This window comes from Crossiella sp. CA-258035, from assembly GCF_030064675.1.
GTDB lineage: Bacteria > Actinomycetota > Actinomycetes > Mycobacteriales > Pseudonocardiaceae > Crossiella.
Genome location: NZ_CP116413.1, coordinates 2,931,285 through 2,943,737, shown reverse-complemented (window position 1 = coordinate 2,943,737; position 12,453 = coordinate 2,931,285). Strand labels below are relative to the sequence as shown.

General features: G+C 72.1%; 14 protein-coding genes. 6 read left to right on the top strand and 8 right to left on the bottom strand.

Annotation, left to right across the window (positions count from 1 at the left end):
• Positions 1-149 precede the first annotated feature (149 nt).
• Entirely contained in the window at positions 150-863 is a 714-nt protein-coding gene (locus tag N8J89_RS13545) for a DUF6319 family protein (RefSeq protein ID WP_283666156.1), read from the bottom strand.
• A 138-nt stretch (positions 864-1,001) separates the two neighbouring features.
• Between N8J89_RS13545 and N8J89_RS13540 the strand changes: the two genes are divergently transcribed.
• Positions 1,002-1,406 (top strand): hypothetical protein, encoded by a 405-nt coding sequence (locus tag N8J89_RS13540; RefSeq protein ID WP_283664696.1) that lies wholly within the window; start codon positions 1,002-1,004, stop codon positions 1,404-1,406.
• On the opposite strand, the gene N8J89_RS13535 is transcribed toward N8J89_RS13540, so the two are convergent.
• On the bottom strand, positions 1,403-1,762 hold the full coding sequence (locus N8J89_RS13535; protein WP_283664695.1) for an STAS domain-containing protein: 360 nt from the start codon (positions 1,760-1,762) through the stop codon (positions 1,403-1,405). The two genes, N8J89_RS13540 and N8J89_RS13535, sit on opposite strands and share 4 nt — an antisense overlap.
• 47 nt (positions 1,763-1,809) lie before the next feature.
• Between N8J89_RS13535 and N8J89_RS13530 the strand changes: the two genes are divergently transcribed.
• Genes N8J89_RS13530 through N8J89_RS13520 form a run of 3 tightly spaced genes read left to right on the top strand, consistent with a single transcriptional unit; the run spans position 1,810 to position 5,461 of the window.
• Positions 1,810-2,814, top strand: coding sequence for a chemotaxis protein CheB (locus N8J89_RS13530; protein WP_283664694.1), 1,005 nt, complete (start codon positions 1,810-1,812; stop codon positions 2,812-2,814).
• 4 nt (positions 2,815-2,818) lie between these two features.
• On the top strand, positions 2,819-3,574 hold the full coding sequence (locus N8J89_RS13525; RefSeq protein ID WP_283664693.1) for an ATP-binding protein: 756 nt from the start codon (positions 2,819-2,821) through the stop codon (positions 3,572-3,574).
• 33 nt (positions 3,575-3,607) lie between these two features.
• Positions 3,608-5,461, top strand: coding sequence for a CheR family methyltransferase (locus N8J89_RS13520; RefSeq protein ID WP_283664692.1), 1,854 nt, complete (start codon positions 3,608-3,610; stop codon positions 5,459-5,461).
• Between the two features lie 3 nt (positions 5,462-5,464).
• Here the strand turns inward: N8J89_RS13520 and glmS are convergent, their stop codons facing one another.
• Positions 5,465-7,282 carry a glutamine--fructose-6-phosphate transaminase (isomerizing) gene (gene glmS / locus N8J89_RS13515; protein WP_283664691.1) on the bottom strand — a complete coding sequence of 606 codons (1,818 nt, stop codon included), beginning with the start codon at positions 7,280-7,282 and terminating at the stop codon, positions 5,465-5,467.
• A gap of 13 nt (positions 7,283-7,295) precedes the next feature.
• Positions 7,296-7,568: a hypothetical protein gene (locus N8J89_RS13510; RefSeq protein ID WP_283664690.1), complete on the bottom strand. Its 273-nt coding sequence runs from the start codon at positions 7,566-7,568 to the stop codon at positions 7,296-7,298.
• 115 nt (positions 7,569-7,683) lie between these two features.
• Here N8J89_RS13510 and N8J89_RS13505 point away from each other — a divergent pair, with 115 nt between their 5' ends.
• Positions 7,684-8,493, top strand: coding sequence for an alpha/beta hydrolase family protein (locus tag N8J89_RS13505; RefSeq protein ID WP_283664689.1), 810 nt, complete (start codon positions 7,684-7,686; stop codon positions 8,491-8,493).
• Here the strand turns inward: N8J89_RS13505 and N8J89_RS13500 are convergent.
• The 3 genes from N8J89_RS13500 to N8J89_RS13490 form a co-directional block, all read right to left on the bottom strand.
• Positions 8,483-9,097, bottom strand: coding sequence for a class I SAM-dependent methyltransferase (locus N8J89_RS13500; protein WP_283664688.1), 615 nt, complete (start codon positions 9,095-9,097; stop codon positions 8,483-8,485). The two genes, N8J89_RS13505 and N8J89_RS13500, sit on opposite strands and share 11 nt — an antisense overlap.
• Positions 9,098-9,158: 61 nt before the next feature.
• Complete coding sequence (gene kynU, locus N8J89_RS13495; RefSeq protein WP_283664687.1) at positions 9,159-10,328, bottom strand: kynureninase; 1,170 nt, start codon at positions 10,326-10,328, stop codon at positions 9,159-9,161.
• Between the two features lie 14 nt (positions 10,329-10,342).
• Complete coding sequence (locus N8J89_RS13490) at positions 10,343-11,182, bottom strand: tryptophan 2,3-dioxygenase (protein WP_283664686.1); 840 nt, start codon at positions 11,180-11,182, stop codon at positions 10,343-10,345.
• Positions 11,183-11,308: 126 nt separating this feature from the next.
• Here N8J89_RS13490 and N8J89_RS13485 point away from each other — a divergent pair, with 126 nt between their 5' ends.
• Complete coding sequence (locus tag N8J89_RS13485) at positions 11,309-11,764, top strand: Lrp/AsnC family transcriptional regulator (protein WP_252481542.1); 456 nt, start codon at positions 11,309-11,311, stop codon at positions 11,762-11,764.
• Here N8J89_RS13485 and N8J89_RS13480 read toward each other — a convergent pair.
• Positions 11,689-12,414, bottom strand: a complete 726-nt coding sequence (locus N8J89_RS13480; RefSeq protein WP_283664685.1) for a hypothetical protein — start codon at positions 12,412-12,414, stop codon at positions 11,689-11,691. The genes N8J89_RS13485 and N8J89_RS13480 overlap by 76 nt on opposite strands.
• Between the last annotated feature and the right edge of the window lie 39 nt (positions 12,415-12,453).

Here is a 12,453-nt window from a genome sequence, read left to right as displayed (position 1 = left end):
GCGTCGGTGAGCTGTCGGACACACTTCGTCCCGACTAAAGAGTTGATGTGCCCTGGACCGTATTTCCGCAGGTAGAACTGCTGATCGAAAAAAGCGGCGGAGCCGCGCGCAGTGCGCACGGCTCCGTCGGTGAACGGTTGAGCGGGCCCTCAGCCGGCCAGCTCCTCCAGTGCCTGCTTGGCGGCTTCCAGCTCCGCCTGGAGCTGTTCGACGCGCTGACGGTGCCGCTCACGGGCGGCGTCGATGACGGCCTGGACGGCCTCGGCCGCCTCCTCCGGCAGCTCGGCGGCCAGGTTCGCCACGTTCGCCGCGGCGACCGGTGCGGGCTTGACCTTCTTCTTGCCGCTGACCACCTCGACGCTCCACTCGCCGTCGGCGGTGGCGGTCAGGGTGACGGTCAGCTCGGCCGCCCCGGCGGCAGCGGCCTTCTTGGCCGCGGGCTTGGCCGGCTTCGGCTTCTCGGCGGGCTTGTCGGCGGCGGCTGGCGTGGCGGACTCGGCCGCGGGGGCGGCCGGTGCCGCGGACTCGGCCGCGGGCGCCGGCGCGGGGGACGCGGGCGCCTCGTTGGGGGACTCGGCCTCGGCCGTGGTCACGGGAACCTCCTCGGTTGGGGGCACCGTCCGCTTGCGGGACGGCTTGACGATGGTGACTTCGCTCGGTGAGAAGGACAGCACGTCCATCGACCCGGTCGGCCGGACCTGGATGAAGTCGCCCTCCGACTCATCACCCAGGGCCAGCACCTTGCCGGAACGACCTTCCTCGACGCCAACGGCCGAGGAGGTGAACCACACGATCGGAAGCCTGCCCTCGGCGAGCTCACCGCGGACGTGCTCCAGATCCTGCTCCGACAACGCCTGGGGCATCGACAACTCTTCTCCTCGCAGGGGGTTTGATCTTGATGATCTTGGCCAGCGCGAGAAAGCTTGCCGCACACCCCCGACAAAACATATCGGGAGGGTCCGAAGGCCCGCGGGCGGCCGTCGGCAGGCATGATCGGGGGCATGACGCAGCAGAACGTGTGGCTGGCCGACGCCGACGGCAACCTGGTCCGGGCCGCCCAGGTGGCAGGCCTGACCGTGTACGCCCTCGGCGGCTACCCGGTCGGCAAGGACGCTCCCGGCGAGGTCACCCTTCGCGCCGACCTGGCCGCCACCGCCCCCGACGGCTCCGCGCTGACCCGCACCCTGACCTCCGCGCTGCCCTTCGCGGTGGTGGACGAGCTGCGCAAGCACCTGGTGCAGCAGCTGGCGAAGCTGGGCGGCTCGGCTGATCCGGTGGTGCTGCGGGTGGAGCTGAAGGACAACGTGATCCGCTGGACGGTGGACCGCTTCGGGGCTCGCGCCGAGTCCGCGCCCGCCGCGGCGACGTCCGCACCGGCCGAGCCCGCGCCGGCGGCGAGCGTCTAGCAGCCCAGCTGCCGGGCCGCGCCGGTCACCTGGAGGACCCTGCGCACCGCTCCGCGCGCCCCGGTGCAGCGCAGGCTGCCGCCGAGGGCGCGCTGGGTGCGCTGGGCGGTCAGCAGCACGCGCAGGGTGGCGCAGTCCAGGAAGGCGACCTGGCGGAGGTCGACCACCAGCTCGGTACCCGCGGCGGCGTTGCCGGCCAGCGCCCGGCCCAGCTCCGGCGCGGCGGCCAGGTCGACGTCGCCGCGGACGAAGACCGTGGTGGTCGCGCCCACGCGCACCACGTCGACTTGGATCTTCGAGGCCGCCGCCGCCATGCCCTGCATGTTTCCCGGTCCGGCGAGCCGGGAAACGGCCATCTGGCCGATGTCGGTTCGACCCAGCCCATCGTGGGTAGTTTGCAGCCATGACCCGCCGGGACGTGGTGGCCATCGGCGCCTCCGCGGGCGGGGTCGAGGCGTTGTGCGCCGTGGTCGGCGCCCTCCCCCCGGGCCTGCCCGCCGTGGTTCTCGTGGTGCTGCACGTGCCGCGCGACGCGCCCAGCGCGCTGCCCCGGATCCTGAGCCGGTGCGGCCCGCTGCCCGCCCACCACGCCGTGCACGGCGACCCGGCCCGCCTCGGCCACATCTACGTCGCGCCCGCCGACCACCACCTGTTGCTCACCGACGGCCGGATCCAGCTCTCCCGTGGCCCTGCCGAGAACAACCACCGGCCCGCGGTCGACCCGCTGTTCCGCTCAGTGGCCAGGGCGTTCGGGTCCAGGGCGGTCGGCGTGGTGCTCTCCGGGGCGCGGGATGACGGCACCGCGGGACTGGCCTCGATCAAGGCGGTCGGCGGGCTGGCCGTGGTGCAGGACCCGGCCGAGGCGGTGCACCCCTCAATGCCGAGCAGCGCGAAGGAACACAACGACATCGACCACGTGTTGTCCGCGGCCGAGATCGGCGAGCTGATCGGCAAGCTCGCCGCGGCCTCGGCGCCCTCCGCGGCCGGCACCGTGGACGACCTGCTCACCGCGGAGACCGAGATGGCCGAGTTCTCGCCCATGACCACCGACGAGCTGGGCGCGGTGCCCGCCGGGCTGGCCTGCCCGTCCTGCCACGGCTCGCTGTTCGACCTGCCCGGCGACCCGGTGCCCCGGTTCCGCTGCCGGGTGGGGCACGCCTGGTCGCCGGAGACCCTGATGGCCGAACAGGGCGTGGCGATGGAGAACGCGCTGTGGGTGGCCTTGCGCGCGCTGGAGGAGAAGAGCGCGCTGGGCCACCGGATGGCCGAGTCGGCCACCGAGCGCGGCAACACGTGGGCGGCGCGCCGCTTCGCCGACAACGCCGCCGAGGCCAAGGCCGCGGGCAGACTGGTGCGCGACCTGATCAACCGGATCGCGACCGGACCGCCGGATCCACGAGAGGGCTGAGCCGATGAGCGGCGAGCTGACCTGTCAGGTAGACCAGGATCACCCGGTGACCGTGGTGCGGCCGCACGGCGTGCTGCGGATCGGCAGCGCGCCCGCGCTGCGCGCGACGGTGGCCAAGTGCCTGGCCGAGCAGCCGGCCGGGGTGCTGCTGGAGCTGAGCGGGCTGCGGCTGGGCGATGAGGTGGCGCTGACCGTGTTCCAGGCGCTGACCCGCCGAGCGGCGGAGTGGCCGGCGGTGCCGGTGGCGCTGTGCTCGGTGCCGCCGGAGATGTACGCGCCGATGGCCCGGATCGGCATGGTCCGGCACCTCCAGGTGTTCCCCGGCCCGGCCGAGGCGCTGGCCGCGCTGGTGGACGGACCGCCGCCGACCGTGCTGCGCGACTGGTACCAGCCGCACGCCGCCGCCTGTCACCAGGCGCGCCTGGTGGTCGCCCAGGCCTGCGCGGCCTGGCAGGTGGAGGAGCTGTCCGAGGCGGCGGTGATGGTGGTCAACGAGCTGGCGGCCAACGCGGTCTGCCACGCGGGCACCCGGTTCCAGCTGACCGTGGCGATGCGCGGGGCGTACCTGTGCCTGTCCGTGCGGGACGGCAGCGCCGCGCCGCCGGTGCTGGCCAGGCGACCGGAACGGGCCGGCGGCCAGGGCCTGGTGTTGATCTCCAAACTGGCCACGGCGTGGGGGCACCTTTCCGCGGTGGGCGGCAAGGTGGTGTGGGCTACGCTGCGGTCACGGCAGCCGGGTGCCGGTCGGAACGGGCGGTAGCCGCGGCGCGGCAGGCGCACCGGAAGGGCACACGTGACCGAGACCGACCCGCAGTTCGAGGCACTCCTGGTCTACCTCAAGGAAGCCAGGGGCTTCGACTTCACCGGGTACAAGCGGTCGAGTCTGGTGCGCAGGGTGCAGCGGCGGATGGCGCAGCTGCGGGTGGAGGACTACGCGGAGTACCTGGACCAGCTCCAGGTGCACCCCGAGGAGTTCACCACGCTGTTCAACACCATCCTGATCAACGTCACCACCTTCTTCCGGGACACCGACGCCTGGGACTACCTGCGCGCCGAGGTGCTGCCGGAGCTGGTCGCGGCCAAGGACCCGGACAGTCCGATCCGGGTGTGGAGCGCGGGCTGCGCCTCCGGCGAGGAGGCCTACACGCTGGCCATGGTGCTGGCCGAGCTGCTCGGCCCCGAGGAGTTCCGGCGGCGGGTGAAGATCTACGCCACCGACGTGGACGAGGAGGGCCTCGCCCAGGCCAGGCACGCCACCTACACCGACCGGGAAGTCCGCGACGTGCCGCCTGAGCTGCTGGAGCGCTACTTCGAGGCCGTGGGCAACCGGTACACCTTCGGCAAGGACCTGCGCCGCTCGGTCATCTTCGGCCGCAACGACCTGGTGCAGGACGCGCCGATCTCCCGGATCGACCTGCTGCTGTGCCGCAACACGCTGATGTACTTCAACGCCGAGGCCCAGGGCCGGATCCTGGCCCGGCTGCACTTCGCCCTCGCCGGGACCGGGGTGCTCTTCCTGGGCAAGGCCGAGATGCTGCTCAGCCACACCACCCTGTTCACCCCGATCGACCTGAAGCGGCGGGTCTTCCGCAAGGTCCCCCGGCACCTGCCGGTGAACAGCACCCTGTTCGCCGAGCTGCCGCCGCCGCAGCCCAGGACCGAGCTGACCGGCCTGGACCTGCTGCGGGACGAGGCCCTGGCGAACAGCCCGGTGGCGCAGATCGTGGTCAACTCCGACGGCCTGGTCGCGGTGAGCAACCGGGCGGCGGAGAAGCTCTTCGGCGTCACCGCCAAGGACATGGGGCGGCCCTTCCGGGACCTGGAGATCTCCTACCGCCCGGTGGAGCTGCGGCGCTACATCGAGCAGGCGCAGCTGGACCGGCGCACCGTGCTGGTCGCCGACGTGGAGTACCGCCGCGCGGCCGGCGAGCTGTTCTACCTGGAGATCCAGGTGAACCCTTTGGTGGACAGCGAGTCCGGGCTGCTGGGGGTCACACTGGTCTTCCAGGACGTGACCTCGGCCCGTCGGTTGCAGGACGAGCTGGAGCACGCCAACCGGCAGCTGGAGACCGCCTACGAGGAACTCCAGTCGACCAACGAGGAGTTGGAGACCACGAACGAGGAACTCCAGTCCACGGTGGAGGAGCTGGAGACGACGAACGAGGAGCTCCAGTCCACCAACGAAGAGCTGGAGACCATGAACGAGGAGCTCCAGTCGACCAACGACGAGCTCCAGTCGATCAATGACGAGCTGCGGGAGCGCACCGGCGAGCTGGACTCGGCCAACGGTTTCCTGACCGCCATCCTGACCAGCCTGCGCTCCGGGGTCGCCGTGCTCAACCGGGACCTGCACGTGCAGGTGTGGAACCGGCGGGCCGAGGACCTGTGGGGGCTGCGGCCGGAGGAGACCGTCGGGCAGCACTTCCTGAACCTGGACATCGGCCTGCCGGTGGACCAGATCCGCCCGACCATCAAGCAGATCCTCAACGGCGGCGGGGACAGCCACGAGCTGGAGCTGGCCGCGGTCAACCGCCGGGGGCGCGCCATCACCGTGCGGGTGCTGTGCTCGGCGCTGCGCGCCCCCGGCGCGGAGACCACCGGGGTGATACTGCTGATGGAGCCGGAGGAGCCCGGCCCCACCGGCTGAGACTCACTCCACGGTCAGGCTCTTGGCCAGGTTGCGCGGCCGGTCGATGTCGCGGCCCAGCTTCTCCGCGATGTGGTGGGCGAAGAGCTGGAGCGGGATGCCCAGCAGCACCGGGTCCAGCTGCACCTCGTTGCGCGGCACGAACAGCACGTCGTCGGCCAGCCCGGCGGGCAGCTCGGTGTTGGTCACCGCGATCACCGGGCCGCCGCGGGCCTTGATCTCCTCGATGGTGGCCAGGTTCTTGCCGAAGGTCTCATCGGCGGGGATGACCACCACCGAGGGCATCTCCGGGTTGATCAGCGCCAGCGGGCCGTGCTTGAGCTCGGCCGACTGGTAGGCCTCGGCGTGGATGTAGGAGATCTCCTTGAGCTTCTGCGCGCCCTCGCGGGCCACCGGGTAGCCGCGCACCCGGCCGACGAAGAACATGTGCCGCGCCTCGGCGTACTTGTGCGCGACCTCGCGGACCGCGTCCTCGGCGGCCAGGATCTCGCTGAGCTGGTCCGGCAGCCTGCGCAGGCCCTCGACCAGGCGCCTGCCGTCGGCCAGGCCCAGGTCGCGGACCCGGCCCAGGTGCAGGGCGAGCAGGACGAAGGAGGCGGCCATGTTGGTGAAGGACTTGGTGGCCGCGACCGAGACCTCGGGCCCGGCGTGCAGGAACAGGCCGCTGCCGCACTCGCGGGCGATGGCGCTGCCGACCACGTTGACCACACCGAGCAGGCGGCCGCCCTTGCGCTTGAGCTCGGCCACCGCGGCCAGCGTGTCGGCGGTCTCGCCGGACTGGCTGACCGCGATGTAGAGGGTGTCGGGGTCGATCACCGGGTTGCGGTAGCGGAACTCGGAGGAGGGCTCGGCGTCGGCGGGGATCCGGGCCAGCTCCTCGACCAGGGTGGCGCCGATCTGGCCCGCGTAGTAAGAGGATCCGCTGCCGAGGAACTTGACCCGGCGGATCGAGCGCACCTCGCGGGCGTCCAGGCCGACGCCACCGAGGCGGGCGGTGGAGAACCGCTCGTCCAGGCGGCCGCGCAGGGCCCGGTCGAGTGCGGCGGGCTGCTCGTGGATCTCCTTGTGCAGGAAGGTCTCGTGGCCGCCGCGGTCGTAGTCCTCCACGCTCATGGCCAGCGTGGTGGGCGTCTTGGCCACGGTGGAGCGGTCCAGGCGGCTGGTGCGGTACTCGCCCGCGCGCACGGTGGCCAGCTCGCCGTCGTCGAGGTAGACCACCTGCTGGGTGAAGCGGACCAGCGCGGCCACGTCGGAGGCGATGAACATCTCGTCGTTGCCGATGCCCAGCACCACCGGGGAGCCCTGCCTGGCCACCACCAGCTCCTGCGGGAACCTGGTGTCCAGCACCACGATCCCGTAGGTTCCCTCCACATCGGACAGAACCTCGCGGACCGCGTCCTCCAGCCGCTCGGCCTGGCTGCGCGCGATCAGGTGGGCCAGCACCTCGGTGTCGGTCTCGGAGCTGAACTCCACGCCCTCGGCGGCCAGCTTGGCCCGCAGCACCTCGGCGTTCTCGATGATGCCGTTGTGCACCACCGAGATCCGGCCGGTGGTGTCGGTGTGCGGGTGCGCGTTGGCGTCGGTGGGCTCGCCGTGGGTGGCCCAGCGGGTGTGCGCGATGCCGATGCCGCCGGTGAGCTTGTCCGGCACCAGCTCGCGCAGCTCGGCCACCCGCACCGCGGCCTTGACCACCTTGGCCTTGTTCTTGCTCAGCACGGCCATCCCGGTGGAGTCATAACCCCGGTACTCCAGCCGGTGCAGGCCCTCCAGCAACACCTCGGCGGCATCCCGGTGCCCGACGTACCCGACAAGTCCGCACATGCGCGATTTCTCCCTATCCGTAGACCATCCGGCGAAGCTGCCGGGCGGACAGCCGCGGCGCCGCCACCGGGCGCGCGGCCAGCTCCGCCGCCACGATCGCCCAGATGTCGTCGTTGCGCCGGTTCCGCCGCCTCAGCTCCCGGTGCCGCCGCCGGACGTAGTCCTCGACCGGCTCGGCGTAGTACCCGATGACGTCACTGACCACCCTGGCCGCGACCGCGGCGGGCAGGCCGGTGCTGGCGGCCACGTGCCGCACCAGCTCCTCCGGCAGCGGCGCCACGCCCACAGGTACCTCCGGGGTCCGAGACTGCCCGGCGTGGGCCGGGCGAGCAACTTCCCTGCCCGAATTCGGGCAAGCCAGCCTCCCATACTCCCTTGACCGGCGGTGTTAGCGTCGCCGCGTGTCCGACTCGCGTGACGTGCTGACCCGCCCCGCGCCCGCCCCCGACCGGGTGCTGCGCTACGGCCCCGGACCGGACCGGGTGATCGACCTCCGCTACCCCGTGGCCGAGGGCCCGCACCCGGTGATCGTGGTGGTGCACGGCGGTTTCTGGCTCGCCGAGTACGACCGCACGCACACCGGCCCAATGTGCGCCGCGCTGGCCGACGAGGGCTACCTGGTGGCCACGATCGAGTACAACCGGGTGGGTCAGCCCGAGGGTGGCTGGCCCGGCACCCTGGACGACGTGGCGGCCGCGATCGACGCGCTGCCCGGCCTGCTCGGCGCGTCGGCCGATCCCGATCGGGTGGTTCTGCTCGGTCATTCCGCCGGCGGGCACCTGGCGATGTGGGCGGCCAGCAGGCACCGGCTGCCCGCGCACAACCCGTGGCACCTGCCCCGCCGCCCGGCGATCCGGGGCGTGCTGTCCCTGGCCGGGGTGCTGGACCTGGTGCTGGCCAACGAGGAGAACCTGGGCGAGGGGGCGGTGGCCGGGCTGCTCGGCGGCCAGCCGGACGCCCACTGGGAGCGCTACGCCGCAGCCGACCCGACCCGGCTGGTGCCCACCGGGGTGCGCGGCATCCTGCTGCACGGGCTGGCAGACCCGTGGGTGCCGCCGGAGGTCAGCCGCTCCTACGCGGCCACCGCCGTTGCCTCCGGCGATCCCACTGAGCTGCGCGAACTGCCCGGCGAGGGCCACTACGGCGTGATCGACCCGGAGTCGGCGGCCTGGCCCTCGGTGCTCAAGGCACTGGCGGACCTCACGGCGTGAGGCGGACCGCCTTGAACACCAGGTCCTTGGTGTGCCGCGCCTCCGGCGGCAGCGGCTCCGGGCGCGGTCGCAGCTCGTCGACCACCACCTCCCAGCCCTCCGCCAGCAGCGGCCGGAAGTCCGCGGGCCGGTAGAAGTCGGCCATCCGCACCACCCGCCCGTCGTGGCCCTCGTGGTCGCCGACCTCGTCGAAGTGGTGGTTGGTCACCAGCAGCGTGCCGCCGGGGGCCACCGCCTCGGCCAGCGCGCGCAGCGGGGCGGTGCCGTTGGCCTTGAACAGCGGCAGGAAGCTCGCGGTGACCAGGTCGAAGGCGGCAGGCGGCGGTGCGGCGACGGCCAGGTCCAGGTGCAGGGTGTCCACCGACCAGCCGTGGGCCTGCGCGGCGGCGGCCACCTTGGCCAGCGCGACCGAGGAGATGTCGGCGGCGGTGACCTGCCAGCCCTGTCCGGCCAGCCAGAGCGCGTCCCCGCCCTCGCCCGCGCCCACGTCCAGGGCGCGGCCCGGCGGCTGCCCACCGACCTCGGTCACCAGCACGCCGTTGGCCGCGCCGCTGAACACCTGCTCCCGCTCGCGGTAGAGCGTGTCCCAGTACTTCTCGTCCATGCCGCCCACCTTGCGCCCGCTCGGCGCTGACGGCAATTTTCGTTGCCGAAGTGGCAAGTCCTCAGAGCACGTCGGCGATGACCTGCACCGCGGTGAGCGCGTCGGCGTAGCGGACGAAGAGCGGGGCGAAGCCGAAGCGCAGCACGTCCGGCGGCCGGAAGTCGCCGATGACCTCGCGGGAGATCAGCTCCTTCATCACCTGGCCGGCCTCGGGCACCGACAGCGCGATGTGGTTGCCGCGGTTCTCGGTGCGCGGGGTGCGCACGGTGACCCGGTCGCCGAGCAGTTCGTCCACACAGGACAGGAAGAAGTCGGTGAGCCGCAAGCCCTTCGTGCGCACCTCGGCGATGCTGGTCTTGTCCCAGACGTCGAGTGCGGCGTCCAGGGCCAGCATGGACAGGATGTCCGGGGTGCCGGTGCGGCCGCGGGTGACGCCGGCGTCCGGGGTGTAGCCCGCGGCCATCGCGAACGGGTCGGCGTGCCCGCACCAGCCCGACAGCGGCTGGTCGAAACTGGCCTGGAGCCGTTGCGGCACATAGAGGAACGCGGGCGCGCCCGGTCCGCCGTTGAGGAACTTGTAGGTGCAGCCCACCGCCAGGTCGACCTGGTGCGCGTCCAGCTCCACCGGCAGCGCGCCGACGCTGTGGCACAGGTCCCACACCACCAGCGCGCCTGCCCGGTGCGCGGCCTCGGTGATCGCGCCCATGTCGTGCAGCACACCGGAGCGGAAGTCCACGTGGTTGGCCAGCAGCACCGCGGTGCGCTCGCTGACCGCCTCCGCCGCCTCGGGCATCAGGACCTGCCGGATCGCCACCCCGGTGAGGCGGGCCACCGACTCGGCGATGTAGCCGTCGGTGGGGAAGGTCGCGGCGTCCACCAGCAGTTCCGGGCGGCCGGGGTTGAGCCGGACCGCGGCCACCAGGGCCTTGAACAGGTTGACGCTGGTGGAGTCGCCGACCACCACCTGACCGGGCGCGCTGCCCACCAGCGGCGCGATCCGCTCGCCGATGCGTTCCGGCGCGCGCCACCAGCCCTCGCCCCAGCCGCGGATCAGCCTGCGGCCCCACTGCTCGCCGACCACCTCGGTCAGCCGCGGCGCGACCGCGCTGGGCAGCGCGCCGAGGGAGTTCCCGTTGAGGTAGACCACTTCCGGGTCCAGGTCGAACTCGTCCCGGCAGTGCGCGATCGGGTCCAGCGCGTCCAGTTTCCGCGCTGTGTCGGCCAAACTCATGGTTTCCTCCACCCTCAGACGTAGCTGCGCGCGGTCCACAGCTCGGGGAACACGGTGCGCTGCACGCGTTTCTCCAGCCAGGCCACCCCGGCCGAGCCGCCGGTGCCGACCTTGGCGCCCATCGCGCGGCGGGTGGCCAGCAGGTGGTCGTAGCGCCAGCGGGCGAACTCCTCGGCGATGTCGGTGAGCACCTCGCCCAGTCGCTGCTCGTCGTGGTGCTCGGCGCGGTCGGAGTAGATCAGCGTCCAGACCTTCTCCACCTCGGGATCCGGTTGGTACGCCTGGGTGAAGTCGCGCTCGAAGGCCGAGCGCGGCACCGCGTAGCCACGGCGGTGCAGCAGGGCCAGCGCGTCGTCGTAGAGGCTGGGCTTGGCCAGCGCCGCCTCCAGCTCGGCGTGCATCGCGGGCACCGCGCGGTGCGGCACGATCAGCGAGGCGGACTTCTCCCCGAGCAGAAACTCCACGTGCCGGTACATGCCGGACTGGAACCCCGAGCCCTCACCGAGGTTGGCGCGGAAGGCGTTGAACTCCTCCGGCGTCATCCTGGCGATGGAGCGCCAGGCCGCGTTGAGGCCCTGCACGTGCAGCACACTGCGGTGCAGGGTGCGCACCGTGGAGTCCAGGTCGTCGGCGCGCATCTCGGTCTGCGCCTGCCGCCACTCAAAGCACAGCAGTCCGAAGTAGAGCTCCATGATCTGCGTGATGACCAGGAAGGACATCTCGCCGGGGTCGCTGGACCAGCGCTGCTGCAAGGAATGCAGCACCGAAGCGTGCACGTAGTCTTCGTACGGGGTGGTGCCGCCGAAGTCCAGCTTCGGCTCGGCCATGATCGGACAGCCGCCGGTTTCGGTCATGGTTCCTCCCTTCGTGGTGTGCCTCCATTCCATCGCTGTCCCCGGCAAACCGGAATGGGCGGCGGGCTCGAATCCGGCGGCCGTGCCTTGCGTTCGAAACCGGTTGCCGCCCTTAGGCTCACGTTCGTGAACTCGGAGCTGGACAAGGTGGACTGGGCGCTGCTGGAGGCGCTGCAGGCGGACGCGCGCCTGTCCTACAACGAACTGTCGCGCCGGGTGCACGTCTCGCCACCCACGGTGGCGCAGCGGGTGCGCAGGCTGGAGCAGCTCGGCGTGATCGCCGGCTACCACGCGCGGGTGGACCCGACCGCGGCCGGGCGGCCGGTGATCGCGCTGGTGCGGATGAAGTGTTACGGCGCGCGTTGCATCACCGTGCACCCCGAGCTGCTCGACGACTGCCCCGAGGTGCTGGAGGTGGTGCGGCTGACCGGCGACATCTGCTCGGTGGTCAAGGTCGCCGCCGCCTCCATCCGGGCCCTGGAGCGCCTGCTGGAGCGGCTGGCCACCTACGGCGAGACCTCCAGCGCGATGGTCCTGTCCACCCCGGTGGACTGGCGGCCGGTGACCGAGCCGAGCGACTGACGCCACCAGGCGATCCCCAGTCCCAGCACCCACAGCTGCACCAGCCCGGCCAGCGGAGCCACCACCGGGAAGCCGACGCCGGGCACCCGCAGGAACATCAGGCAGCCGCCGAGGAACCAGCCGGCCGCGGGGACGAGCCCGGCCAGGCACAGCCACGCCGGCGCGCGCCGGGCGCGCCAGAGAACCACCGCCCACACCGCGAAGGACAGGCCGAAGAGCACCTGCACCAGCATCGTGGTGGAGCCGACCACGGCCCGGAACAGCAGGTCCAGCCCGGCCATCGCCTGCGCCCGGTCGGCGTGCCCGCCGTGCGCGCTGGCCTCGGCGAGCTGGGCGAACCCGAAGCCGTCCAGGGCGAAGTCGATGGCGAAAACGGTGAACGCGATGCCCAGCAGCGGCCGGGCGAAGCGGGCCAGCAGCGCGCCCGGACCGGTGGTGATCAGCGAGCCGACCGCGGTGAAGGCGAACACCCACAGCAGCAGGGCCAGGATCGTGCCCAGGTGGATGGCCCGCCAGTCCCGGCCGAGCACGTGTCCGGCCAGCTCGTGCGCGGTGCCGGGCAGGAAGCCGTGCACCAGGGTGAGCGCGATGTAGGCCAGTGAGCCGATGATCGCGCCCGCGGCGGCGGCGCGCAGTGCGGTTTTCTGCATCAGAGACCCCCTCTATCAGCGATAGGGAGAAATCTATCA

Excerpts from the sequence above, each read along its gene's own strand:
- N8J89_RS13545 (WP_283666156.1), bottom strand. The coding sequence starts at position 863 with ATGCCCCAGGCGTTGTCGGAGCAGGATCTGGAGCACGTCCGCGGTGAG.
- N8J89_RS13540 (WP_283664696.1), top strand. The coding sequence starts at position 1,002 with ATGACGCAGCAGAACGTGTGGCTGGCCGACGCCGACGGCAACCTGGTC.
- N8J89_RS13535 (WP_283664695.1), bottom strand. The coding sequence starts at position 1,762 with ATGGCCGTTTCCCGGCTCGCCGGACCGGGAAACATGCAGGGCATGGCG.
- N8J89_RS13530 (WP_283664694.1), top strand. The coding sequence starts at position 1,810 with ATGACCCGCCGGGACGTGGTGGCCATCGGCGCCTCCGCGGGCGGGGTC.
- N8J89_RS13525 (WP_283664693.1), top strand. The coding sequence starts at position 2,819 with ATGAGCGGCGAGCTGACCTGTCAGGTAGACCAGGATCACCCGGTGACC.
- glmS (WP_283664691.1), bottom strand. The coding sequence starts at position 7,282 with ATGTGCGGACTTGTCGGGTACGTCGGGCACCGGGATGCCGCCGAGGTG.
- N8J89_RS13500 (WP_283664688.1), bottom strand. The coding sequence starts at position 9,097 with ATGGACGAGAAGTACTGGGACACGCTCTACCGCGAGCGGGAGCAGGTG.
- kynU (WP_283664687.1), bottom strand. The coding sequence starts at position 10,328 with ATGAGTTTGGCCGACACAGCGCGGAAACTGGACGCGCTGGACCCGATC.
- N8J89_RS13490 (WP_283664686.1), bottom strand. The coding sequence starts at position 11,182 with ATGACCGAAACCGGCGGCTGTCCGATCATGGCCGAGCCGAAGCTGGAC.
- N8J89_RS13480 (WP_283664685.1), bottom strand. The coding sequence starts at position 12,414 with ATGCAGAAAACCGCACTGCGCGCCGCCGCCGCGGGCGCGATCATCGGC.